Source organism: Pseudanabaena yagii GIHE-NHR1, from assembly GCF_012863495.1.
In the GTDB taxonomy this organism is placed as follows: Bacteria; Cyanobacteriota; Cyanobacteriia; order Pseudanabaenales; family Pseudanabaenaceae; genus Pseudanabaena; species Pseudanabaena yagii.
Window position 1 is genome coordinate 1,364,290 of sequence record NZ_JAAVJL010000001.1, and the last position, 25,879, is coordinate 1,390,168.

15 protein-coding genes and 1 pseudogene are annotated in these 25,879 nt (G+C 43.3%); 4 read left to right on the plus strand and 12 right to left on the minus strand.

All coding sequences use genetic code 11. From position 1 onward, the window contains the following. Window position 1: 1 nt before the first annotated feature. From HC246_RS06465 to HC246_RS06485, 5 genes are all read right to left on the minus strand, one after another. Window positions 2–3,376: a PAS domain-containing protein gene (locus HC246_RS06465; RefSeq protein WP_169362665.1), complete on the minus strand. Its 3,375-nt coding sequence runs from the start codon at window positions 3,374–3,376 to the stop codon at window positions 2–4. Window positions 3,377–3,726: 350 nt separating this feature from the next. Further along, window positions 3,727–4,854 carry an LPS export ABC transporter periplasmic protein LptC gene (gene lptC, locus HC246_RS06470; protein WP_169362666.1) on the minus strand — a complete coding sequence of 376 codons (1,128 nt, stop codon included), beginning with the start codon at window positions 4,852–4,854 and terminating at the stop codon, window positions 3,727–3,729. A gap of 243 nt (window positions 4,855–5,097) precedes the next feature. Then, on the minus strand, window positions 5,098–5,613 hold the full coding sequence (locus tag HC246_RS06475) for a transposase (protein ID WP_169362667.1): 516 nt from the start codon (window positions 5,611–5,613) through the stop codon (window positions 5,098–5,100). A gap of 870 nt (window positions 5,614–6,483) precedes the next feature. Next, window positions 6,484–8,832: an nSTAND1 domain-containing NTPase gene (locus tag HC246_RS06480; RefSeq protein ID WP_169362668.1), complete on the minus strand. Its 2,349-nt coding sequence runs from the start codon at window positions 8,830–8,832 to the stop codon at window positions 6,484–6,486. Further along, a complete protein-coding gene (locus HC246_RS06485) occupies window positions 8,825–9,907 on the minus strand; it encodes a caspase family protein (RefSeq protein ID WP_169362669.1) in 1,083 nt (360 codons plus the stop codon). Before HC246_RS06485 ends, HC246_RS06480 begins: the two co-directional genes overlap by 8 nt. Window positions 9,908–9,987: 80 nt before the next feature. On the opposite strand from HC246_RS06485, the gene HC246_RS06490 reads away from it, so the two are divergent. The 3 genes and pseudogenes from HC246_RS06490 to HC246_RS26865 form a co-directional block, all read left to right on the plus strand. Beyond that, complete coding sequence (locus HC246_RS06490) at window positions 9,988–10,329, plus strand: CU044_2847 family protein (RefSeq protein ID WP_211167640.1); 342 nt, start codon at window positions 9,988–9,990, stop codon at window positions 10,327–10,329. A gap of 36 nt (window positions 10,330–10,365) precedes the next feature. After that, window positions 10,366–10,623 (plus strand): hypothetical protein, encoded by a 258-nt coding sequence (locus HC246_RS06495; RefSeq protein WP_169362670.1) that lies wholly within the window; start codon window positions 10,366–10,368, stop codon window positions 10,621–10,623. Between the two features lie 4 nt (window positions 10,624–10,627). Then, window positions 10,628–10,864 (plus strand): annotated as a pseudogene (locus HC246_RS26865) (type II toxin-antitoxin system RelE family toxin); the annotation flags it as partial. Here HC246_RS26865 and dusB read toward each other — a convergent pair. Then, entirely contained in the window at window positions 10,842–11,873 is a 1,032-nt protein-coding gene (gene dusB / locus HC246_RS06505) for a tRNA dihydrouridine synthase DusB (RefSeq protein ID WP_169362671.1), read from the minus strand. The pseudogene HC246_RS26865 and the gene dusB sit on opposite strands and share 23 nt — an antisense overlap. Window positions 11,874–12,052: 179 nt before the next feature. On the opposite strand from dusB, the gene HC246_RS06510 reads away from it, so the two are divergent. Beyond that, on the plus strand, window positions 12,053–12,958 hold the full coding sequence (locus tag HC246_RS06510) for a phosphoribulokinase (RefSeq protein ID WP_169362672.1): 906 nt from the start codon (window positions 12,053–12,055) through the stop codon (window positions 12,956–12,958). 27 nt (window positions 12,959–12,985) lie between these two features. Here HC246_RS06510 and hisG read toward each other — a convergent pair whose 3' ends face one another. From hisG to HC246_RS06540, 6 genes are all read right to left on the minus strand, one after another. Continuing rightward, on the minus strand, window positions 12,986–13,618 hold the full coding sequence (gene hisG, locus HC246_RS06515) for an ATP phosphoribosyltransferase (protein ID WP_169364508.1): 633 nt from the start codon (window positions 13,616–13,618) through the stop codon (window positions 12,986–12,988). Window positions 13,619–13,730: 112 nt separating this feature from the next. Continuing rightward, the gene (locus tag HC246_RS06520; RefSeq protein WP_169362673.1) at window positions 13,731–16,619 is read right to left on the minus strand and encodes a CHAT domain-containing protein; all 2,889 of its coding nucleotides are present in this window, start codon (window positions 16,617–16,619) and stop codon (window positions 13,731–13,733) included. 103 nt (window positions 16,620–16,722) lie between these two features. Then, window positions 16,723–17,658 (minus strand): trypsin-like serine peptidase, encoded by a 936-nt coding sequence (locus tag HC246_RS06525; RefSeq protein ID WP_169362674.1) that lies wholly within the window; start codon window positions 17,656–17,658, stop codon window positions 16,723–16,725. 233 nt (window positions 17,659–17,891) lie between these two features. Continuing rightward, window positions 17,892–21,263, minus strand: a complete 3,372-nt coding sequence (locus tag HC246_RS06530; protein WP_169362675.1) for a CHAT domain-containing protein — start codon at window positions 21,261–21,263, stop codon at window positions 17,892–17,894. Window positions 21,264–21,781: 518 nt separating this feature from the next. Beyond that, the gene (locus HC246_RS06535) at window positions 21,782–23,998 is read right to left on the minus strand and encodes a PAS domain S-box protein (RefSeq protein WP_169362676.1); all 2,217 of its coding nucleotides are present in this window, start codon (window positions 23,996–23,998) and stop codon (window positions 21,782–21,784) included. 546 nt (window positions 23,999–24,544) lie between these two features. Then, window positions 24,545–25,852 carry a DEAD/DEAH box helicase gene (locus HC246_RS06540; protein WP_169362677.1) on the minus strand — a complete coding sequence of 436 codons (1,308 nt, stop codon included), beginning with the start codon at window positions 25,850–25,852 and terminating at the stop codon, window positions 24,545–24,547. Between the last annotated feature and the right edge of the window lie 27 nt (window positions 25,853–25,879).

A 25,879-nucleotide genomic window follows, 5' to 3' on the forward strand; every position in this document is an offset into this window, starting at 1 on the left:
ATTAAGTTGAGCTACTTAAATGCTGGCAAGGTAAATCAATATAAAAACAACTGCCAACTCCTACCTCACTAGTAACCCCAACTTCGCCGCCATGTAATTCCACAATTTGTTTCACCAGTGCCAATCCTAGCCCCGTTCCTTCATACTTCCGATTTAAAGCACTATCAATCTGGATAAAATGCTGAAATAACTGCGAGATCGATTCAGGAGGTATACCAATTCCTGTATCTCGTACTGCTAATCTGAGATAAGTACTATCTAAGTTAGCTGTAGGCGCAGGATAAATTACCTCTAGGGTCACTTGCCCACCTTCGAGGGTAAACTTAACGGCATTATTGAGGAGATTGATTAGGGCTTGCCTAATGCGGCGTTCATCCAAGTGGATCTGCGGCAGTTGCAGCGATAGAATAGTGTGGATTTGAATATTTTTTTTGAGCGCTTGCTGACGCACAAAGCCAAGACTTGCTTCACAAAGAGAAGGAATAGAAATAGCAGTTAGATCCAATTTCATTTGTCCTGCTTCTATTTTAGCAACATCCAGAATGTCGTTAATTAATTCGAGTAAATGCATACTACTACGTTCAACGGTTTGGAGTGCTTTCGTCTGTCGCTCATTGATTGAACCATAGATCTCCTCTTGAAGACTTTCAGTCATCCCAAGAATGGCATTAAGAGGGGTGCGGAGTTCATGACTCATGGATGCCAAAAACTCATCCTTGAGGCGAGTTGCCTGAAGCAGCTTTTCATAGATTTGTTGAAGTTTCTCTTCAGCTTTTTTGCGATCGCCAATATCGGTAAAGAAACCAACAATTTCTAAGGGATTACCTTGAGCATCGCGCACTATCCGCATTTCATTCCTGAGCCAGCGATAATCGCCATCTCGATGCAAAGAACGATATTCACTAATGTGGTATCCCCGTTCAAATAGTTTGCAGATTCCATCTATTGCGTGAGCAATATCTTCAGGATGGAGATGCTCAGACCAAAAGTTGGGATTTGTGAGAATCTCGGCAGCACTATAACCCATCACAGCTTGGACATTATCACTAATGAAAGTGACCGTATTTTTGCTATCAGCAGTACAGGTAAAAATGACCGCAGGATTGGAGGATAGAATAAATTCTAACCGCTCCTTGAGTCGTTGATTTTCTTGCTCAGCCAGTTTGCGTTCAGTAATATCTTGAGCTGAGCCAATGTTGTATTTAACGTTTCCTGCGGCATCTCGACTAAATACGGAATGACGACTATGCAGCCAACGCCATTCACCTTGGACATTCCTCATGCGGTATTCGTAATCATAGATTTCGCCATCTACTGCCTTTCGTAAGCGCTCATACTCCGCAGGAATATTTTGCAGATCATCGGGATGCATTAACGTAGCAAAGAATGCTGAACCCATTGCCTGAACTTCGGCTGAGGTATAGCCCAAAATCGTTTCAATCTCTCGGTTTACATAAATATTACGCTGCTCTTGGATGTCGTAAATATAGATAATGTGCGGTGAAGCATCAATAACTTTTTGGAGAAAGTCTTGGCTTTCTTGCAAAGCGAATTCTGTTTTTTTGCGATCGCTAATATCTTGAAGCAACACTACAAAAAAATCTACAAGCCCATCAGATTTACGATGGACTTGAACAGAAAGACTGGTATAAATGATTTGTCCGTTTTTATGAATAAAGCGTTTATCAATTTCATAGCCTTCACTTTCACCATTTAATACTCGATTAAACTGCTCTAAGTCCATGGCTAAATCATCGAGATAAGTCATTTCATCCCAAGTTAATTCCTGTAGTTCCGCAAAGGAATATCCTAAGATTTCACAGAGTTTGTCATTAACATTGAGCCATCCCTTACTCGGAGAGGTCATTGCCATACCGATAAGCGATTGTTCAAAATAACTACGGAATATCCGCTCACTCTTCCTGAGAGCAGTTTCCTTTGCCTGTAGATCTGCTGTCCTTTGAGAAACCCGTTCTTCTAGCTCAATATTGCTTTGGGCGATCACATCATGGGCTTTCTGAAGTTCACGTTCATGCATTTTGCGATCGGTAATATCCTGCACATGGGAAATGAAATATAGGGGATTTCCATTCGCATCTCGCACCAGTGATGATGATATCTCACCATAAATTATATGTCCCTGTCGATGACGATAGCGTTTTTCAAATACATTGCTATCTCTGTGTTCATTAACCGCACCTTGAATAAATTTTGAACTAACCTGATCATCTTCGGGAAGTGCTAGTGTCGCAACGTTCATCCCAATTAGCTCATCTTGACTATAGCCAAATATTTGGCACATTGTCGGATTGACCTGTAAGAGATTTCCTTGCAGATCGACTAGACACATACCGATATTGGCATTGTCAAACGACAGATGGAACTTCTCTTCACTTTCCCTAAGTGCTAGATAATTTGCTTCCCGTTCCTTTAGTTCTATCGTTCGTAGAGAAATCTGTTGCTCTAGCTCATTGTTGATTTGAATTAGGCGTTGCTCCGTTTTAATGCGATCGCTAATATCGATCATCACACCTTCCCAAGCATAGCTGCCATCCGACAATACACGAGGATTAGATTCGGCACTGTACCATCGGATCTCGCCATTAACAATGACTCGCCCTTCCCAATAAAAAGGTAATCCTTTTTCAATTACTTCTAGATTTAAGGCTATAAATGCATCATATTCATCAGGATGTACACACCTAAAAGCTATATAGGGATCAGCAATTACGTCCTCGCGACGCAAATCAGCCATTTTGAGCCAGCGATCGCTGATAAAGGTAAATTGTGGCGAGCCATCGGTTTTCACTTTCATCACATAAGTACCGACGGGAATATTTTCAGTCAATTGCAGAGCAGTTTCCCCTAATTTGAGCAATTCCTGTTGAGCATTCTCCGTTTCTTGTTGAGCTTGTTTTAGCTTTATCGATTGCTCTCGCAACTCATCATTCACCCTTGCTAGAGCCAATTCAGATTCTTTTTGAGTAGTTATATCCAAAGCCATTCCATACCAAACCGTCGCCTGATTCGGTAATCTTTCGGGACGAGAGTTTGCCTGTATCCATTTCAGCTTGCCAGAGGGAGTAATAATCCGAAATTCATGGCGGAATGGTTGTAGATTGACCTTGCTAGTTTCCACTGCCGCGATATAGCTAGCTGAGTCATCGGGGTGAATCTGTTCAAAAATCAGATTGGCATTTGCCATTACCGCTTCTACCGTTACCTCATGTATTTCTTGGACATAAGGGCTAATGTAGGTAAATGCTATAGATCCATCGACCCGCTCAGCAAAACTATAAATAGATGCTGGTACAGCGATCGCTATTTTGGATAAAATATTCTCGCACCAAGGAAAAGCATTAAAGTGATCAGACATGGACTTAGCTGCTGTATAGCAAGATGGCGATAATAACAAACTTAATAGGCGATGTTCCAAACAACGAAAAAGCTCCCCTCAAATCAAAAGCACTTCAGCGTTGCTATGTTAAGCCTCTATAAAAATTATCAAAAATATTTAGCCGCCCCACCTACAACTAAATATTTAATGATATTAATTTGACAAAGCCTGACTATAATTCTATTGAATTAATGGGAACTCGAGTTAATAGCTTGAAAGGCTACAAACGGCAATACCACCTATAGCCTTGCAATAAGTATAGTTTATAATCTGCATTCCAGCATAATACTCAATATTATCTAGATTATTTGTGAATTCAGACTTTGAATTTACGGATTTAATGTCGAAAGCACATTTGCCCCAGTAACTGTCACTGTCTGCTGTTCTAGATTTGCCACAGCGCGATCGCCTTGAACATTGAGATTTTTTTCGGTTTGACGATAGCTGATATTGCCATCCGCCGTAATCGTTTTCGTAGGAATTATCCATTCCACCTGATCGGCATTCACAACCCCTTGAGTCGAGCTAAAACTGGCGGCTACCTGTCCTGTGAGTTTAATGCGTTCCTCCTGTAGCTGTGCTTCTCCCTTTTGGGCATTAACGACGATGCCACGACTTTTGCTAGACCCTTTGAAAGCAACAGGCAGAGTGACCAGTTTCTTCTCTAGATTCCAAATTGCCTGTGCTGCTTCAATATCGATATCTAATTTCGGATCTTTAGCTTTGATATCACCCGTAAAGGTAACTTCTTTCTTCTGAATATTCCAATCTCCCTTGTTCGCCAATAGTTGCATTTTGTCCTTAACTTGAATGACGGAAATAGGCGCTTCAGTAAAGACGCGATCGCGCTTGGCATCCCAAGTTACCTTCTCACTTTTCATCTCTAGCGGTGGCTCAATGGCAGTCACAATGACATTTTTTTCGAGACTATAGACATTGGTACTAGGCTTAGCGGTGAGTTCCTTGCCAGTCATTTTGATTTTGTCGTCAGGTTTGTTAATCTTGATATTGCCTGTAGCTTTTAGTAAATCCTCCTCTGATTTCCAAACCATGCGATCGGCGACCATATCAATTTTTTCTTGCACAGCGATCGCTTTAATATTGCCTTCTAGGGAAATCTCCTTAGAAACTTGATCGATTGTCCCCTTGTCACCCGTTGCTTCCATTAGCGGTTCGCCATTGCGATAAAACTTCCCTTTTACATCTTGCACGTCAGCAATTTTGCGATCTTGGCGATAGTCTGCTTGTTTAGAAGTTATTTCCCACAGCAGTTTCCCATCCGCATCAAATTCGGTAAGGGTAATATTTTGGAGGCTCGATCCTGCGATCTGGGCAGGTTTGTTTAAACTGGTGACTTCAGGGCGCAAAAATACAAACCAGCCCAGCCCAGAAATCAGCACTGTTATAAAAAAGATGATGGCAAACAGGCGGATATTACGGCGGCTAAGTAGTTGCATGATGCTTGGGGATAGGTTTAGTTAGATTAGCAGTATTTTATATGCCTAGATTTGCAGAGTTACAAATTTTAGGGCTACTTCGCTATCAACTAGTCGATAAATTGATAAATAGTTTATAGCGACTATAACCATCTGGGTATCAATCCAGAAACTTATTAAAGGTGATTATTTTGGGTGTAACTTAAAACATAAAATTCTTTCTTTGTAGACAAAGAATCCTTGCCTTATTTTATCTGTTTTAGATTAAGCATGGTTTGCGAGGTGAAGGCGATCAGATTCCCATGATAGGGGATTGTTGGCGATGTATTGGCGTAGGCGATCGCAGCTTTCTTGACTGCGGATAATATGTTCATAATAGTTCCGTTGCCATAGTCTGCCGATAAATGGTTGCCATTGTTCCTGCTGAACGCCATAACGATATTTTGCGGTTGTGAAGGATTTGAACCGATGAATAATTTCTCCTAATATCATCACAGGTTCTATTTGTGCTGAGTTCAGAACAATAATGCCATGTATGTGATTGGGCATTAACACAAAGGCATCTAATTCTATGTTTGGGTAATGGAATGGCATTGCTTCCCAAATTGTTTGTACCATTGTTCCCGCAGGGTTTGGGTGCATGATGCCATCTGCGATCGCGCCTAACAGAGGTTGGCGATGGTTGATGCAAATGGTGATGAAATATGCGCCTGCCTGTGAATAGTCGTATCCTTTGAGACGAATGGAACGACGATGATGGATGTCTAGATTGTATGGCATGGCGCAATTTTTCTCCGCATTTGGGAATTTTTGGTGATCTGCGACAACGGGGCGAGCACGGGGGCATCGCCCCTACCCATTTTTATTTTTCAATGGTAAATGGAATGCGAATTAAATTTTATCATTGCACCCGTAGGGGCGATGCCCCCGTGCTCGCCCCTTCTATGCGAACCACAAATAATTTTTGACCGCAAAATCCCCAATTTCATTAATAGATTTCGCGATCGCATAATTATCATTGGTCAAAATAGATCACAAATTTTCCCCACATTGCAAATTCATCTCCGTATAAAAAAATTGTCGTGATCTGCGACAACGGGGCGAGCACGGGGGCATCGCCCCTACCCATTTTTATTTTTAAATGATAAATGGAATGGGATGGAAATAAATTTTATGATTTCACCTGTAGGGGCGATGCCCCCGTGCTCGCCCCTTTTATGCGAACCACAAATAATTTTTGACCGCAAAATCCCCAATTTCATTAATAGATTTCGCGATCGCATAATTATCATTAGTCAAAATTGGTCGCAATTTTTTCCCACATTGCAAATCCATCACCGTATAAAAAAATGGTCGTGATCGGCGAAAACGGGGCGAGCACGGGGGCATCGCCCCTACCCATTTTTGGTTTAAATGGTAAATAAAATGGAATGAAAATAAATTTTATGATTTCACCCGTAGGGGCGATGCCCCCGTGCTCGTCCCTTCTATGCAAACCGCAAATAATTTTTGACCGAACAATCCCCAATTTTCATTGGTGGATTTTTGAAAAAAATTTGATCGCCTAACGGCGAAGGAATTAATCAAAGAAGGGCAGATAAATACGAAGAAGTTCAAAGGGCTGAGGCAAAAGAACAAAGAAGGGAGTCCTCACCGCAAAACGCACACAACCCGAAAACCGAGGAAGTAGCTCCGAACACGCGCAAAGATGTTGAGGCGACACGCAGACCGACAATTCTGAGCATAGGCGTACCACGAACCACCGCGAAGCAGCTTTTTTGTTTCGCCGCTCTCTTTATAATTCTTAATACCTTTTGTCCAAATTTGTGAGTCAAATGGCGCTCCCTCATAATCGTCATGCCAATCATCGGCACACCATTCCCAAACATTGCCATGCATATCGTAAAGTCCCCAAGCATTAGCTGGCTTCAGTCCTACAAGATGTGTACCGCAGTTATTTTGCCTTATTCGTTCAATATATCGATTAGGATTTTGATTCACATCTTTCCAAATCTGATCAGTATCGATCGCGCGATCGCCGCTATTGTTGCCATACCAGCCATAGTCATCTAACTGGCTTGCATCATCCCCAAAGCAGTATTCAGAATATTCACTTGCCCCTGCACGACAGGCATATTCCCATTCCGCCTCACTGGGCAAACGATAGTTCTCTCCCGTTAGTTTCGATAGCCGCGCACAAAACTCTTGAGCTTCGTACCAATTCACCTGCTCCACAGGTTTATTCTCACCACGATGATAGGAAGGATTTAAGCTCAAATCAATCTCAACCTTGGGAGTCATCGCCACCGTCCGCCATTGCGCCTGTGTGACGGGATATTTACCCATCCAAAAGGCTTTGACTGTGACTTGGTGATAGGGTTTCTCATCGTTCTCCCCTTTCCCTTCAGGCGAACCCATCCAGAACGTACCACTAGGAATATCCACCATTTCAGGCAAATTTGCAGGATCGAGCCAAGGTTTATATTTATAACGATTTCGCTGCACAAATTTCTGTTGTTCAAGTGTGAGGTAATCATTAATCGCCATTTCCACTTCCTCAATTTGAGCAACGACACCTTCGGACAACAAAAACTTATCCTTATCCAACGCCCGCTCCCATTCATCAAAGGCATCCTTCACCCGATCGCCCAGCCGCCGCAAATCCCGATCTTCTAACCGCCATTCCGCAAACCTTTGCCAACCATCCATCAGCGCCTCATGCGCCAGATCCACGATCGCCACCCCATTTTCCTCACTCGCCACCAGCAAGCGCCCACTCTTGCCCTCAAGGGACTTCAAAATCCGCTCAATTTCCTTACGCGCATTCCCATCATCCCCCGCCAAGTCCAAGATCGCTTGTCGCCGCTCCCGTTGCCGCGTATCCTTCGCATCATTCCCCGTCCGCACTAACTTCAAAAAGATCCGCCGTATCCACTTCTGACCACTTGCCGACAGTTTCTCATAGAGATGATCTGCATGACGATTGAGCGCCCCCTTCAGTCGCTTCATTTGCCGATATCCCTCAAGGCTCAAGCGACGTTGCTGGCGATTTCTATTTTCCCAAAGCTCCTGCAACGCAAACTCCAAAAGCGGCAAACAATTCGGCTCCGCCTCGATATCCTGCAAGATCGCATCCAACAAACCATCACTGAGTTGATAGCCCTGAGTTTCCGCAGGCTTAGCAATGGCATCCCTTAGCTCATCCTCACTCATCCCCGAAATCACCACCATCTGCTCATTCACGATCGCATCCAGATTGGCATAGGTACAGTCCGCCAAAAAATCAATTCTCATCGTCGCCACAACCACAAAATCCGCAGTTTGCGTTTGCGCCACATCCACCAACATCTGGATAAATTTGCGCCGCTCAGCAATCTGTGAGCAGACCGTAAACACTTCCTCAAACTGATCGATCACTAACAGGATCGGTTTTGGCAGATCCGCGATCGCCGCTAACAATCCCTCAGTATCAATGCGCTGCTCAAATTCAATAACATCTGTCCCAGTCTCTTCCAATATCTCCGCAAAAACATCCTTTAACCTTTGAATTGGATTTGACCAAGGCTTCATCAACAAAATTCGATGACCACGCCGCTTCATCTCAGGAATTAATTTCGCCTTCACCAGCGATGACTTACCACTCCCCGACACCCCCACCACAAATACAAACGGACTCTGTTCAATTTTTGACATCAACCGCTTAAAAGCCGTCTCTCTCCCAAAGAACCATTGCGCCGTTGACTCATCAAAGGCATTCAATCCCACATAGGGACAAGTTTCATATTTATTCTCATGTATTACGGATGTCTCATTATTTTCAATTTTTTGTAACTGATTTTCTATTTCTTGGATTTTTTTGAGTTTTTGCTGCAATTGACGCTCAAGTTTAACTCTTTGACCTTCATCAAGAGTTGTTTCCCATTGTGCTTGGAGCGGCTCAGCCTCTTTTTGGAGAGCACTAATTTGTCGATTGAGGATTTCTTTTTGAAGACTAGCCATTCTCAATTTCCTCCAGTTTCGCTAGTTTTTGCGCCAATTGACGCTCAAGTTTCAATCTCTGTACTTCATCAAGTGTTGATTCCCATTGCTGATGAATTATCTCGATCTCCTGACTTAGAGATTCGATCTGTTTCTGACGTATTTGCTGTCTGAAATTTGAAGCGCTATTTGATTGGGGTAAAGGTTTTGGCTTGTGATTGTTTTGTGTACCGATATTGTCGCCCTGCACAGTAAGGTTACCAGTGACTAGCTGCCCCACAGATCCATAAAAATTATACTGAGAAGCACTATTTCCCGCTTGTTCGTACGTTTCATTTTGTGGAGTAACAATTGGCATTGAACGATAATCAACAACTCGCAGCGCTCGACCATAGCCGAAACTCACAGCCTCTTGTCCCGTACCGCGCAACTGATCAAACACATAGTCAAACATTGTAGCTGCATAAACTATTCCGCGTTCGTTCGCCCTATTTCTCGCCAATCCACGCAACATCGCCCCCGTAAAAATACTGTAACTCTCACTTCTCATCGCATAGGCTTCTTCAAACTTCCGACAAGCCGACACCAAAAAATAATCCTGCTTCAATTCTGCAAAAGCCTGACTAATGATCGCCCGTTGCAAAAATCCCTGACTCTCTTCCAGCAAAGTCTCACTATGACAACAATCCAGCAACACTACCAAATTACTCAACTTCGCCTCACCGATCAACCCACTCAGATCGTCTAAAGCAATACCATTCTCAATTCCCGTAATTTCACCATTGCTAGTTTTTAGCCCCGTATTCGACAGCGCCAAATAGCCACGCTTTTTGCCAAAGTTCCCCTTCACTACCACCGCATGACCAGAGAAATAGATCAGAGCCTCATTGCGATCCGCCTGTTCCAGCAACAACCGTTTCAACGCATCTTCAATCTGCTTCGCCGTCACCTCCCCCGTCAACACCTGAATATCTTCAAAATCACCATGCTGCTTCAGTAGATCATTCACCGCCTTAGCGTCACTCTCAGTCTTGCTGAGATTGCCAAGCGGAGATTTGTATTTGGCTGCACCTACTACCAACCCATATCGAGCCATAACGTACTGACTTTATTGCGATCGCGACCTTGTGCAACTAGAATACAGGCAAATCTCACAAAATAGTAGTAACAATTGCTATGGCTCACAAAATTTATATCGAACAGGAAGACGGCGAAATTCTTGAGATTGCAATCTCTGAATCCGAAGATGATCAGCCCGTAGAGCCAGATAGCGATCGCGAATCTTACGGAATTAAAGAAGATGCAATCAAAAGTTTGCAAGAAATCCATGAAACTATTCGCTTCTATACCAAATATGCGATCGGCGCATTCAAAAATCTCGGTGATGCCCAAGTTGAAGAAGTCAATCTCAAATTCGGTTTAAAAATTAGTGGCGAAGCAGGTATTCCCATCCTCACCAAAGCCTCAGCCGAAAGCAACTTTGAGATTTCCGTCAAATGTAAGTTCCCACCAAAATAAGCTTCCACCGAAAATCTTAACAGGAGAATTAAAGCTATGACGATCGCCCAAATTGAAAACCTTATTCGTTACGTCACCAACGCAGAAGGTAAAACAACCGATGTCCTTGTCCCCTTAGAACTCTGGCAACAGATAATCCATTCCTTAAACACCGATAATATTAGTGGATTAGCTTGGATTGATGAACAAGAACCCAAAGAACAAATATTAGCTGACTTACAAGAATCCGTCAGACTTGCAGCAGCAGGACAAACCTTCCCCATATCACAACTTTGGGAAGACGCTACGGCATAACTCTATGATCGAAGTTCGCTTTACATTACCCTTCATTCGCCGATTAAAACCCCTAACCAAACGTTATCGAAAAATTCAATCTGATATCCAGCCAGCAATCGAACAGCTACAAAATGGACATCTTATCGGCGAGCAAATTTCTGGGCTAGACTTCACCATTTTTAAAGTTCGAGCTAAAAACAGTGATATCCCCATAGGAAAAAGCGGCGGCTATCGCCTTATCTATCAAGTGGTTTCACCTCTACCTGCAACTCCTCGATCGCCCCATCTAGACAGTCCATACCATCTTGCAATGACTCAATCCGACAAAGGCGATCGCGTAATACTGCGGCTCCCGTAAAGCCCCTCGCGTACCAAGTCATATGTTTTCGTGATTGCCTAATGCCACGAATGCCTTTGTAGTCCCAGAGTCCTTGCAAATGCTCCTTGGCGACTTGCAAACATTCAATCGGCGAAGGGTCAGGCAAACGTTCACCTGTTTTTAAAAAATGATCGACCTGCCCCACTAAAAAGGGATAGCCCAAGGTTCCCCGCGAACACATCACCCCATCCGCGCCCGTTTGCTCTAAACAGGCGATCGCATTTTCTACCGAAAAAATATCCCCATTGGCAATCACAGGAATCGTCAGCACCTCTTTCACCTTACAAATCCATTCCCACTTAGCATTACCCGTATAGCCTTGCGATCGCGTTCTGGCATGGACAGTGATCATCTTTGCCCCCGCATCCTCCATGCGTTTCGCAAAATCTAAGATCGTAATTTCGGCATCATCCCAGCCGATGCGCGTTTTGACGGTGACAGGAATATCGATCGCCTCGACCACCGATCGCACAATTTGCGCCGCCAGTTCAGGCTGTCGCAATAACGATGAGCCGCCACCCTTTTTCGTAATTTTATTCACAGGGCAACCCATATTAATGTCTACAGTATCGGCTCCCTCTAATACAGCTTTTTGGGCTGCCTCTGCCAAAAAGTCGGGACGACAATCAAATAACTGGATACTGATCGGGGTTTCATGGCGATCGATCTCCATGAGCTTAGGCAAAGCTTTCATATGGTGCAGATCTGTGGCGCTGATCATCTCGGTGTAGAGCATCGAGTCTGGGGCATAGCGCCGCACTAATCGCCGAAATACCAAATCTGTCACCCCTGACAATGGCGATTGCAGCACCCGACTTTTGAGGGTGACATTGCCAATAGTTAAAGGTTCAGCGAATTTTTGCTGTAATTTAGATGTAGCCGAAATCATGTTCGCAAATTTTGCTTTCGTTGGCGCTATATACAAAGGTATAGTAATTCTAAATGGTTTAAGAGATTTGCACCTTTGGCTGACGTGCCTCTGGTAATCTCCACAATCTCTAAATAATTTCGTCTTACCTTACCCCATAAGGGAAAAAAGGTTTATATATAAATTTAAGGAGAAAAAATTTGTCTAAAAAACATCCAGTTATTGCGGTAACAGGTTCATCGGGTGCTGGTACTAGCACCGTTAAGCGAGCTTTTGAACATATTTTTCGTTTAGAAAATATTCAAGCGGCAGTTATTGAAGGTGATAGCTACCACAAATACAACCGCTTAGAAATGCGCGAAGCCATGAAACAAGCTGCGGCGGAAGGTCGTAGTCTCAGCCACTTTGGATTGAATGCCAATTTGCTAGATAAGCTCGAAGCTTTGTTTCAGGAATATGGTCAAACTGGTGGTGGTCAAAGACGTTACTATCTGCACAGCCCTGAAGAAGCCGAGTATCACAATGGTCGCTTAGGTACGAGCAATCAACCTGGTGAATTTACCCCTTGGGAAAGCATCGAAGCTAATACCGATGTGCTGTTTTACGAAGGTTTGCATGGTGGTGTAGTCGCCGAAGATATTAACCTTGCTCAGTATGTTGATTTGTTAGTGGGTGTTGTTCCCATTGTGAACTTGGAATGGATTCAAAAAATCCATCGTGATAATGCTGAACGTGGCTACAGTGCTGAAGCGATCGTCGATACAATTTTGCGTCGTATGCCCGACTATGTAAATTACATTGCGCCTCAGTTCTCCAATACTCACATCAACTTCCAGCGCGTTCCTACCGTTGATACTTCCAATCCTTTCATCTGTCGCGACATTCCCACCCTTGATGAAAGCTTTGTAATTATCCATACTAATCGCTGCTTCCGCGAGAAGTTCCAAATTGACTTCCGTTATTTGCTAGATATGATCCATGATTCCTTCATGTCTCGTCATACCACCTTGGTTGTCCCCGGTGGCAAGATGGGCATGGCAATGGAATTGATTCTCCAGCCATTAATCGATTCTCTCGTAGTTGAATCGAAGAAACTCCAAGCATAAAGAAAGGGGCGCTAAGCGCCCCTTTCTTTATGCCTTAATTTGCATCTTTTCCATTAACTCGCTAAAGCGATCGCTATATAAGCGATAACTCAAGGGATGGGCAATCAGTCTCGCGGTACTGTGATACAACACTTCAATTTCAATCAGTCCGTTATCCTTTAAAGTTTTACCCGTAGAAACTAAATCGACGATCGCTTCAGCCATGCCTGTGATTGGACCTAGCTCAACGGAGCCATAGAGGGGAATAATCTCAACTGGTAAATCGATGCTGTCAAAGTATTCGCGAGCGCAACCGACATATTTTGAGGCAATGCGGCTATGGGGCGGCAGGTCTAGGGGTGATCGGTAGCGGCTCTCTCCTGAAACTGCGATCGACATCCGACAGCCACCGAATCCTAAGTCTAATAATTTGGCAACCTTTGGCGTTTTTTCCCGTAAGACATCTTCACCGACGATGCCTGCTTGGGCTTGTCCATATTCCACATATACAGGGACATCCTGCGCTCTGACCAGTAAGGCTCTAGCAGTTCCTGTGGGATCTAAAATTTGTAGTTGACGATTGGTAGGATCAAGAAACCCACTAAAGTCGAGTCCTACGCCTTGGAGTAAGCGAATGGAGTCTTTTAATAGTGAGCCTTTGGGCAGTGCGAAGGTGAACATGGAATGGTTGGTTACAGCGTTGGTCATAGTCCATTTTATAACTATAGAGTTGCCGTAACTCTATTTTGGGTTTATAGCTGCTGATGTCTTAAAAACTGAGCCAATCAAAAACCTATAACCCATTACCGATCGCAAAGAATGCTGACCAGAAACGGGGATGGTTATATTTATCTGACTTAATCAAAGAGATCTGAGCACGACTGAGAGCTTCTACTACCGAGAGATTACCTTTTTTGAGTTCTGTATAAAAAGCATCCATCAAAGCTTGTGTGCCAGCATCATCGACTGTCCAGAGAGATGCGATCGCCACTCGCGCCCCTGCGGCTTGCATCTGATAACCTAAACCCAAAACCTCAATGCCAGTACCCAATTTGCTACCTAGTCCCGACTGACATGCACTCAGTACCACAAGATCGACATTCTTTAAATCCCAATCTTTCAGCTCACCAATCGTTACTTTTTCCCCATTACCAAACACAATAAATGAATCTTCAGGTGTGCCAACTAATAATTCACCGTGGGTAGCAAGGTGCAAAATCGTATGGGAATTTGCTCTATCTGCTGTCACTTTCTTGGTAAAGTCCTTTTCGATCAGACTGGTGGTGTTGGGAAATAGGCTAGTAATTTTCTGAACTTCGGGAATTGAAGCAGGTAAGCCGCTAAAGCCTGAACGGATTTCACCTCCTTTACCACCAAATGCGCCAGCAAAAATACGGGGATTGGCGATCGCTTTGCTATTAAAAGCAGTTAATGACTCGGCGGTGATGTTATTTACACGGTATTTCTCGACTAGCCATTGTTTGCCATCATAGAGAGCAGCAAGGGGAATATAACGCAGTATCCCATCGGGAGCATAGATGATCGTGTTGATTTTGAGTTGACTGAGTTCATTTTCAAAAGGCTTTATTAGGATGCTATAGAGTTTCTGAGAGGTTTGCTTAACATCTTCTGAGCCTGAGTCTTGCAGTTCTGCGCGTAAATCGATGATTAGTTGATTCAGTTGTTCGCGTTTGATGTTGACGGTGCGGCGCAGGGGTGAGGTGTTGGCGTTGAGGATGACTAGCTCTAGGCGATCATCAAGAATGAGGGGATATAGGAGGACAGCATTAGGGAATTGTGATAGGAGATCTTTTTGTAATCTGCGATATTTGGCAATATCAACATTTTGATTGTCTTCGTTGCGGCGAAGTTCGGTGATTAGTTTTTTGATTTGGGGACTGTCAAGAAAGGCGTTAAATTGTTTATTCTGGTCGCGTTCGGATTGGACGAGTTGGGAAAGGCGTTGCTGTTCGGTTTCGTTCAGTTTACCTTCGCGGTCTTTTTGTTGCAGTTGATTGAGTTCGTTTGCATAGGCGATGATGTTTTGTTCGGGGCGTTGGAGATCGACTCCTTGAGAGGTTTGGTTGTTGCCGCGCACGGTGCGGAGGTAGTTGCTGAGTTCTTGGACTTTGAGTAAATCAAGGACTTGTTGGGCTTCGAGGATGCGGTCTTGTTTGAGAAGGAGATCGGCAAGAGCACGATAGTCTTTTTCAATTGTAGAGAGGTAAGATTTCTTTTCTTCTTTTGTTAGTCCAATGATATCTTTGCGGATGGTTTCGCGCACATTGACGGATTGTTTGTAAAAGAGAATAGCAAGTTCAGGCTGGTTTAATTTTACAAACAATTCCCCAAGATTACTGAAAGATTTTCCTTCGCCAGCACGATCTCCTATTCTCTTTTTAATTGATAGAGATTTCTGAAAATAATCAATTGCTTTCTGATATTGACCTGTTGCAGTATGAGCATTACCTAGATTATTAAGTAATTTTCCTTCTTGCGTGCTGTCATTATTTTTTCTAACAATAGATAAGGAAGCTTGATAAGATTTAATTGCCTCTAGATGCTTACCTATGGCAGCATAAGCATTACCAAGATTATTGATTGAAGCTGATTCGCCTATAGAATTCCCAATATTTCTGAATATCAGCAAAGACTGCTCAAAATATTCAATTGCTTTTGAGTAATTTTCAAGAACATTGTAAACATTTCCAAGGTTATTTAGTGAATTGCCTTCACCATTTTTATCCCCGATTTGTTTTTTAATAACTAAAGATTGCTGATAAAAATCGATTGCTTTTTGATATTGACCTATTGCTTCATATACATTACCAAGACTATTCAGTGATTGCCCTTCACCATTTTTATCCCCAATTTGTTTATATATATCTAAAGATTTCTGGTGATGCTCAATTGATTTTTGATACTTCCCAAGAGAATTATATGCAAAACCAAGATTACTAAGCGCACTTCCTTCACTTCTTCGATCACCGACTTCTCTAGCAATGTCTAAGGATTTTTGGTAAAAATCAATTGCCTTCTCATACTGTCCTAGACTATTGTAAGTACTGCCGATATTACTAAGTACACTTCCTTCACTTCTTCGATCTTTTATTTCCCTTGTGATTGCTAAAGATTGCTGATAAAAATCATTTGCTTTTTGGTACTCTCCAAGATATGTGTATGCATTACCTAAATTATCTAGTATTTCTCGTTCATCGAAAGGATCTCTGATTTGCTTTTTGATAGCTAAAGATTGTTGATAAAAACTAATTGCTTTTAGGTAATCCCCAATATTCTTGTATGAACTGCCCAGATCACTGAGTAAAATTGCCTCACTATTGCGATCTCCGATTAGCTTTACGATTTCTAAGGATTGCTGATATAAGTCAATGGCTTTCTGATACTGTCCGAGACTGCTATATGCAAGTCCTAGACTACGGAGAGATATTGCTTCCCCATTGCGATTTTTAATCTCTCGATAGATCCCTAAAGCCGATTCCCATACTTGAATAGCTTCTCGATAGCGACTGGTTCGATATAACTGAGCGCCTTGTTTGAAAAGTCGAGCTGCTTCTGCTTTGCGATCTTGCACTGTTTGCGTTTGGACACTTTCAGCGATCGCGATCGGCATCGGTAAACCAGACAACAAAGCCGCGATCGCGAGACTGATTAACCTATTCATCACCAAAACCCTCACAGTGACATCACAATCTGCAAGCTTTCACTACAAAGCATAAAGCTATCTTCTCCCAACCAAGTGGGCATTACAAAAAATTTAACCAACGTTAATTCTCTTTATTCAACGCCGCTTCAATCTGACTAATTCGCACAGCATAATTCGCAACCCCACGACCACGCCGATCCTTTCCACCTCTCGCATGGAGACCCACAATCTGATAAGCACCATCAATCTTTGTAATCAAAGCCGAACCAGAAGCGCCGGGGTTCGTATCGCAATCATGAACTAACATTCCCTCGCTCTCTCCTAACACACTACATTCCATATGCACACCTGCGGTATAACCCTTACCTGCTGACAGATCATGATATACCTTAGGATCAGGATAATCACCTGAATATCCCGCCACAGAAATGCGATTCTTATATTGTTGAAGTACTGATAGAGGAACCGATCGCCATTTGAGAAACCCATACTTCTCTCCCAAAGGCTTATTCAACTGTAAAACCGCCCAATCACTCTCTGGCTCATTATCGGGTTTATGGGTTCCTGACCAAACATTTTTGACGATCGCCACATCATTGCGTGTGCGTAGCCTGCCATTGATTAAATTAGGCAAAAAGAACATCTTAGGAAATAGCTTATCCTTCTCATACAGACAATGGGCATTGGTCAACACTAGCGCTTTGCTAATTAATGTGCCCGTGCAGGAATACTCTCTATCATCCTTCCCAATCATGATGATCTTGCCCACCGTAGACCAAGGATACTCACGGCTGAGCATCGGTAAGCGCTGATCTTTACCAATAATCGCCCGATCGCGTCCTATTGGTGATGTAGACTCACTTAATTTTGGGGGGACAAAGCCATCAGGATCAGATGCGATCGCCTTGAGAGATGTACTTTGGGTTGGTGCGATCGCCTCTTTGGGTAACAAACCTGAGAGGGTCTGAGCTGCAAGGGGTGCATAGGTGGTACATAACCAAGCGATCGCCATTCCTAACAGAAACCCTAACCAAACTTTCCATTTTTTAATTTTCATAGTCTTAACTAAACCTCTTTACTTTACATTTTGAGTAGCATGGTCAGTGCTGTTAATTAAATTACCTATGGCTTCGACTCCGCTCAGCCAACGTTAGCTTCGACTCCGCTCAGCCAACGCTAGCTTCGACTTCGCTCAGCTAGCTGAGCGGAGTCGAAGCTAGCTGCCTTTCTTTGGTGGGACATTTTTTATCCGCAAGAGCCTTAGCACCCATCTCACCCTCTACTACTGCGTTATAAACCATTACCGATCGCAAAAAATGCTGACCAATAGTTGGGATGTTTATATTGTGGGGATCGAATTAGCGCTATTTGCGCTCTTCTCAAGGCTTCGGCGATCGATACATTTCCTTTTTGGAGTTCACCATAAAATACATCCATGAGCGCCTGCGTCCCTTCATCACTGACCTGCCACAAAGAAGCGATCGCCACCCTTGCACCTGCGGACTGCATTTGATAGCCCAAGCCTAAAATTTCAATTCCATTGCCTAACTTGTTACCAATACCAGTTTCGCAAGCACTGAGGACAACCAGATCGACATTCTTTAATGACCAGTCTTGAATATCACGAATCGTAGCTTTATCGCCATTGCCAAAGAGAATAAAGGAATCTTCAGGCTTCTCTGTCGAGAGAAATCCGTGAGTGGCAAGGTGCAAAATTGTATAGGAATTCGCCTTGGTTGCCGTCGTGGTTTTAGTAAAATCAGATTCCAGTAATGTGGTCGTATTCGCAAAGCGGGCGGCAATCTTTTGGACTTCCGTTAAAGTTGCAGGTAAACCATTAAATCCTGAGCGTTTGTCACCATCTTTGCCCCCAAAGGCTCCTGCTAAAACATGGGGTGGAGCAATTGGCTTGAGATTAAATCCCGTAAGGGATTCGGCAGTGATGTTGTTAATGCGATATTTCTCAATTAGCCATTGCTTACCATCGTAAAGCGCCGAAAGAGGAATATAGCGCAACTGTCCGTCAGGAGCGTAGATAATCGTATCAATTTTTAGTTGATTGAGTTCTGCTTCAAAGGGTTTGATAATTGCTTTATATAACTTCTGAGCAGGTTCTTTGACATCCTCTGAGCCTTTATCCTTGAGTCCCTCACGAAAATCAGCAACTAATCGAATCAGTTCTTCGCGTTTCAGATTAACTGTGCGTCGAATGGGCGGAGTGTTCGCCGAAACTAATACTAGTTCTAAGCGATCATCGAGAATTAATGGATAAAGCATCACCGCACTGGGTAACTGTGTGAGTACTTCGCGTTGGAGTTTGCGATAGCTGGCGAGGTTCACATTTTGCTGCTGCTCAGTACGACGGATTTCATCGGTTAGTTTTTTGATTTCAGGACTGTTGAGAAAGGAATTAAATTTTTCATTTTGAGACTGTTCAGCCTGCACGAGTTGGGTGAGCCGCTTCTGTTCTCCTTCCGTGATATTACCTTCACGATCTTTCTTCTGAAGAGAATTGAGTTCACTCGCAAGCGTAATAATGCTCTGTTCCGATGGCTGAAGGTCAACACCTTGTTGGGTTTGAGTATTGCCCTGTACATTATTGAGATAGCTACTCAGTTCTTGCACTTTGAGTAAGTCGAGCACCTGTTGGGCTTCGAGACTACGGTTTTGTTTTAGCAGCAGATCCGCAAGATTGCGATAGGTATATTCGACTGTGGACAGATAGGATTTTTGTTCCTCTGTACTCAGCCCACGCAGATCTTTACGAATAGATTCTCTAATATTGATGGATTGTTTGTAGTAGAGAATAGCGAGTTCGTCTTTATTGAGCCTGCTAAAAGCTAAACCAAGATTGGAAAGTGTCCTGCCTTCACTCTCACGTTCACCAGTTTGACGGGCGAGTTCTAGGGATTGCTGGTAATACCCGATCGCTTTTTGGTACTGCTTCATATTGTTGTAGGCAGTGCCCAAATTATTGAGGGCAAGTCCTAAACCATTGAGATCACCTAGTTGTTTGTTAATTTCCAAGGCTTGTTGGTAATACTCAATGCCTTTTTGATACTGTCCAAGATTATTGTAGGCAAGCCCCAAATTTAGGAGTGCCACGCCTTCGCCATTACGCGCCCCAATTTGTCTTTTAAGATCTAAGGATTGCTGGAAAAACTCGATCGCTTTTTGGTACTGACCGATCTTGTTGTAGACCGTACCAACATCACTGAGAAAACCTGCTTCACCACTGCGATCACCGATTTGCTTACTAATCGCTAAAGCTTGTTGGTAGAAATCAAGGGCTTTTTGAGATTGCCCTAAAAGACTATAGACATAGCCTAATTCATCGAGAGCGCCTGATTCACCATAGCGATCGCCAATTTGTTGTCTAATCTCTAAGGTTTGCTGGAAAACCGCGATCGCTTTTTGGTATTGTCCTAGCCTGTAGTAAGCACCACCTAGACCATAGAGTGCGGCGGCTTCTCCATAGCGATCGCCGATTTGCTTCCGAATGTCCAAGGATTGCTGGAAAAACTCAATCGCTTTTTGGTACTGCCCCAATCTGCTATGAGCATCGCCTAAAGTGCTGAGTGAACTGCCGACACCAGCGCGATCGCCAATTTCCTTCCTAATTTCTAAGGCTTGCTGAGCAAAATCAATAGCCTTTTGATATTGTCCTAAACTGCTGTAGGTAATGCCCAAATTATTGAGCGCTAGCGCTATCCCATTGCGATCTCCAATTTGCTTTTTGATCTCTAAAGCCTGTTGATAGAAATCAATCGCTTTTTGGTACTGGCTAATGTTGCCATATCCCGCACCTAAATTATTGAGCGCAAGGGCAATCCCATAGCGATCGCCGATTTGTTTATAGATATCTAGGGCTTGTTGGTAGAGTTCAATTGCCTTGGGATATTGTCCTAAGTTGTTGTAAGAAGTCCCCAAATTGTTCAGGGCAAGCGCAACACCATAGCGATCGTTAAGTTCCTTTCTAATATCTAAGGCTTGCTGATAAAATTCAATCGCCTTTTGGTACTGACTCAGACTAGTGTAAACAGTGCCCAAATTATTCAGAGCCAGCCCTAGTCCATAGCGATTATTGGCTTGTTTATAAATCTCGAAGGCTTGTTGATAAAAGTTAATGGCTTGTTGGTACTTGCCAAGATTTTTATAGGCATTGCCCAATCCGATCAGAGAATCCCCCTCTCCCACGCGATCGTTAGCTTGCTTCTTGAGGACTAGAGCCTGTTGAAACATATCAATTGCTTTTTGATATTGTCCAAGATCGTTGTAAACATTGCCCAGACTAATTACTGCACGAGCCTCTCCCTTACGTTCACCGATCTGCTGTTTGATCGCTAAAGCTTGTTGATAGAACTCAGCCGCTTTTTGGATTTGCCCTAAACCTTTGTAAGCATTACCAATATTGTTGAGTGCATCGCCTTCATAATTTCGATTCTGTTGCACTCGATATAGATTTAGAGCCTTTTGCCAAGACTCGATCGCTTCACGATACTGACCTTGATTATACAACTGATTCCCTTGCTCATAAAATTTCTCCGCTTCAGCTTTACTGTCTTGCTGCACCTGTGCCTGAGCATTTGGGCTAATTAGCGTTTGCACAGGCAAACCCAACAACAATGTGGTAATTGCGATCGCACTGAAGTTTTTACGCATGGCTATAAAATATCTTGATTACTAAGTTATGTTTGGCACTTTTACATTTGGCACTTGATTGATAAAACTAGGACTTAAGCATCGAGTGGATATAGCGCGTGCTTCGCCCGCGCCATATCCACTCAAAACCCAGTAAATTCGTTAGCATTGCGTAAGTCCTAAAAACTTTAAAAAGTTAAGTTATCTAATTAAAGAGTTTGACGAAAATCTTAGTCTCAGGTTTCTTGAAGGATGTGATGCTATCTGACAGGCTTGACTGATACGACAACCATAATTTTGCATTCACTCGATTCCTCAAGTGTCAATATACCACGCCTATATTTTGGTGATTATTTAGCAACAAACATTATTAACTGATATTACGTGGAACTCAGATGATGAATTTCTTGCTGCTAGCCTAGCAGGGCAACCAAGGGGGGATGGCGACTACCTGAATAATTTAAATTTTGGTTAGGGGCTGTGCCCCCGTGCCAGCCCCGATCCTTCAATATCGCAGGATTCCTTCCACGTAACATCAGTTAACTAATTGATAACAGAGCGCCTAGAAAGTTACTTTCGTCAGTTATGGAACCTGTGGTATCTGCACCACGCAAATCTGCACCACGCAAATCTGCCCCGCGCAAATCTGCCCACTTTAAATCTGTATATTGCAAATTTGCACCACGTAAATCTGCGCCACGCATATTGGCATATTGGAAGTTTGTATGACTGCAATTACTACCATTTAAAGCCACACCGCTAAAGTCTACCTGCGGTAATTCCATTTCAGCGAGATAAGCCCCGCGCAAATCTAAACCTGCAAAGTTACGTTGTCCAGTTTGATATTGAATGAGTAATGCATTCGCGTTAATAGCGCCAGCATTAGCGATCGCATCTGTTCCCAATGGAACTATTGAATTACTACGCGGTGGTTCAATTGACCATCCATTCTGCGAAGTATGTTGAGCATTGCGATCGCCTAATTTCTCGATAATTCTTAAGACTCCTATGATTTGTCCGTTAGAGTCATGAACGAGAACCGTAGACATACTGATGCTAATCCAACTACCATCTCGAATTTCAATATCCATATGTACCCGATCAAGGGGTTTACCAGCTAAAGTATCAAGAATTGCGGTTTGTAAGTCTGGTACTTGTGCTGCATTGGGATAACCCACGATCGCTAAAGTATTTAAGGCAAAGAGTTTTTCAGCGGCGGCATTGCAGAGCAGGATTTTTCCTTCGGGACTAATGATATCGATCGCGACAGGGACAGATTTGATTACTGCTCTTAAAAGTTCATTTGTCCGTTGGAGGCTTGATTCTGCTTCACCCCTTTCACTAATATCAATGCATACACCGTCAGCTATGACTTTGCCTAACTCTGTATGATAGTAGCGTGCGATATTTTGTACCCATTTTACCTCTCCCGAAATGGCAATAATCCGAAACTCATGGCGGAAAGTGGCAAGTTTATCAAATCCAGCCTTAATCAGCGCTTTGAAATGATCCAAATCTTCAGGATGAATGAAATCTAGTAACTGATAAGGATTAGAGAGGATATATCGAGGAGCAATGCCTACTAAATCGATTAATCCATCACTAATAAATGGAATAGAAATGCTTCCATCAGAGTTCATCGCTAGACGATAGATGGTTGCGGGCATACTCGACGCGATCGCATCCAGTCTGATTTTACTTTCCTGTAATGCTGATTCTGTGCGTTTGCGTTCGGTAATGTCACGGGAGTTAATCACTAAGCCTTGGACATTAGGATCTTGCAAAAGATTACAGCAAACTGACTCTAGATAAACCCAATCACCATTGATATGTTGATAGCGCATCACAATTGGGGTGGATACGGACATCTCATCGACTGATTGCGCGAGAAAACTTTGAAAAACTGGCAAGTCTTCAGGATGAATGAATTTCACAAACTTCTTGTCGATCACATCTTCAGGCATATAGCCTAGGGCTTTAATGATGGCAGGACTGCAATAGTGAATTGTTGTATCAATATCAAGAATATTAACGATATCTGAAGAATGCTGCATCATCGCCCGTAATTTGGCTTCATTACGGGCAAGACTGCGAGAAATTCGTCTTTGTTCTTCTCTTTCTACGCGAATCTGACGATCCATGAGATTGAGTTTGGCATTCATTTCTGCAATGCGAATCTCTAAACGTTGATGGGACTGTTGGAGCTTTTCTACTTCCTGTTTACGTTGGGTGATGTCTTGAATCCACCAGCGCATTCCAATTACTTTTCCATCAAGGGCACGGATGCTAATGATCGTAAAGCTAGCATCAAAGGGTTGCCCCGTTGGAAATTGCATCCGAAAGTCTAGGCTTTTAATGTTTTGTCCGCGTTGAAGCTGCCCGATCAGGCTTTGAAATTGATCTTTGTAGGATGGATAGACAAAGTTCTCTAAGTTTTTGCCAATGGGATGCGAACCAAACATCAATGTTGCAGCTCGGTTAGCTTCGGTGATATCCCCATTGGCATCGGTGACAAAATAGCCATCGGGGGCGAAGTCAAAAAGTTCACGATATCGATCTAGTTCCCCTGCAAGCGATCGCTGTGAAATTTCTAGTTCTGTTAAGCTAGATTGCAGAACATGAAGTGCATTTTTTAAGGAAATGTTTTTTACTTCAATTTCGGTAGGAGTTGATACGGGTGATGTTGCAATATGCTCTAGATCATGCAGTTGCTGAATCGAGGTTGCAAGCAATTCGAGACAAAGGTGCATTCCCATATACAATCCATGTGTGAGTCAGGCTTCTAAGTCTTATATCTTAACATAGGAATATTCGAGTTGTTTTCCCACCGCGAGCAGGGAAACAACTCTGTACTTCACTTTTGATTATAGATAATTCAAATAAGAACTACAGCTTCGACTTCGCTCAGCTAGCTTACACCGATGGCTGAGCGGAGTCGAAGCCCCTCTGCAAATTATTTAAAACAACTATATTTGAGATTGTGTGTCCTTTCGAGAAAGCACTCTCTCAAAACATTCAGAATTGCTATCGTAAAAGAAGAACCCAATTTTTGATAGTGCGACAAAGCCGCACCATCAAAAATTGGGTTCTTCTTTAATTGCGGAACGCTAATATAGCAGTTCTAAATAAGGTAAAAGAGGCTTCGACTCCGCTCAGCCAACGTATATAGATGGCTGAGCGGAGTCGAAGCCCTATTTTTTATTTGAATTATCTATAACTTCATTAAGGATGTGTAAGAAAATCAAGAACCGAATTTTAGTGGTGTAGCGAAGCTACACCACTAAAATTAAATCGCAGAATTCTTAATGTGAATTAACGCTTCTAGGTGCTTTCTTTTGTGGTTTGCTTGGAGACTTGCTGGGTGATTGTGATGATGGCTTAGTGGTAGGATTATGCTCCCTTTGTCCACGTCGCGGTTGATGTTTTGATTGTCTTCCCAGTTGAATAGGCTCAGGTTTAGCACGAGGGTCGGGATCGAAACCAGCGATGATTTCTTGAGGTAGCGATCGCTTAATTAATTTTTCGATATCTGAGAGGAACTTACGCTCATCCACACATACCAATGAAATCGCCTCACCGACAGAACCAGCGCGACCTGTGCGTCCGATACGATGCACATAGTCCTCTGGCACATTAGGCAATTCGTAATTGACCACATGGGGAAGTTCGCTAATATCCAAGCCCCTCGCTGCGATATCGGTCGCAACTAAGACTTGCAAACTGCCATCCTTAAATTTACCGAGCGCACGGGTACGGGCGGCTTGACTCTTATTACCATGAATCGCCATCGCCACAATGTCATCTTGATGCAATTGCTTAACTAAGCGATCGGCTCCATGTTTGGTACGGGTAAAGACTAAGACCTGATACCAGTTGTGAGTTTTGATCAAATGGGTCAGTAGTTCCCGCTTGCGATCGCGATCGACAGGAAAAATTCTCTGGGTGACTAAATCCGAAGTTGCATTTTGACTAGCGACTTCAACGAGCACAGGCTGATTGAGCAAAGTACTGGCAAAGGCTTTAATCTCATTGGAGAAAGTCGCTGAAAACAATAGGTTTTGGCGTTGCTTGGGTAATAGAGCCAGAATCCGACGGATATCACGAATAAAGCCCATATCTAACATGCGATCGGCTTCATCTAATACCAAGATTTCTACCTTGGATAGATCTAGTCGTCCTTGCTGCACATGATCGAGCAATCGTCCGGGGGTTGCCACCAAAATTTCTACCCCACCTCTGAGGCGATTAATTTGGGGATTAATATTCACGCCGCCATAAATCACCATTGAGGTGAGGGGCAGATGTCTACCATACATCCGCACACTTTCTTCGACTTGGGCGGCAAGCTCACGGGTGGGGGTGAGGATTAAAGCTCGAATGGGGATCTTGCCCGTTGGCGATCGCTTGACGACCTTTTGCGAGAGTAAATGCAAAATAGGCAGGGTAAATCCTGCGGTTTTGCCAGTACCTGTTTGAGCACCAGCTAGTAAATCCTGACCTGAGAGGACAACGGGGATCGCTTGAGATTGAATCGGTGTGGGCTTGGTATAGCCGCGTGCAGTAACGGCACGGACAATTTGATCGGACAAGCCTAAAGCAGAAAAGGACATAGAACTCCAACTTTTTGACGTGGTCTG

Excerpts from the sequence above, each read along its gene's own strand:
- HC246_RS06465 (WP_169362665.1), bottom strand. The coding sequence starts at position 3,376 with ATGTCTGATCACTTTAATGCTTTTCCTTGGTGCGAGAATATTTTATCC.
- dusB (WP_169362671.1), bottom strand. The coding sequence starts at position 11,873 with ATGATTTCGGCTACATCTAAATTACAGCAAAAATTCGCTGAACCTTTA.
- HC246_RS06535 (WP_169362676.1), bottom strand. The coding sequence starts at position 23,998 with ATGGGAATGCACCTTTGTCTCGAATTGCTTGCAACCTCGATTCAGCAA.
- HC246_RS06540 (WP_169362677.1), bottom strand. The coding sequence starts at position 25,852 with ATGTCCTTTTCTGCTTTAGGCTTGTCCGATCAAATTGTCCGTGCCGTT.
- HC246_RS06490 (WP_211167640.1), top strand. The coding sequence starts at position 9,988 with ATGGCTCACAAAATTTATATCGAACAGGAAGACGGCGAAATTCTTGAG.
- HC246_RS06485 (WP_169362669.1), bottom strand. The coding sequence starts at position 9,907 with ATGGCTCGATATGGGTTGGTAGTAGGTGCAGCCAAATACAAATCTCCG.
- hisG (WP_169364508.1), bottom strand. The coding sequence starts at position 13,618 with ATGTTCACCTTCGCACTGCCCAAAGGCTCACTATTAAAAGACTCCATT.
- HC246_RS06475 (WP_169362667.1), bottom strand. The coding sequence starts at position 5,613 with ATGCCATACAATCTAGACATCCATCATCGTCGTTCCATTCGTCTCAAA.
- HC246_RS06520 (WP_169362673.1), bottom strand. The coding sequence starts at position 16,619 with ATGAATAGGTTAATCAGTCTCGCGATCGCGGCTTTGTTGTCTGGTTTA.
- lptC (WP_169362666.1), bottom strand. The coding sequence starts at position 4,854 with ATGCAACTACTTAGCCGCCGTAATATCCGCCTGTTTGCCATCATCTTT.
- HC246_RS06480 (WP_169362668.1), bottom strand. The coding sequence starts at position 8,832 with ATGGCTAGTCTTCAAAAAGAAATCCTCAATCGACAAATTAGTGCTCTC.
- HC246_RS06525 (WP_169362674.1), bottom strand. The coding sequence starts at position 17,658 with ATGAAAATTAAAAAATGGAAAGTTTGGTTAGGGTTTCTGTTAGGAATG.
- HC246_RS06530 (WP_169362675.1), bottom strand. The coding sequence starts at position 21,263 with ATGCGTAAAAACTTCAGTGCGATCGCAATTACCACATTGTTGTTGGGT.
- HC246_RS06495 (WP_169362670.1), top strand. The coding sequence starts at position 10,366 with ATGACGATCGCCCAAATTGAAAACCTTATTCGTTACGTCACCAACGCA.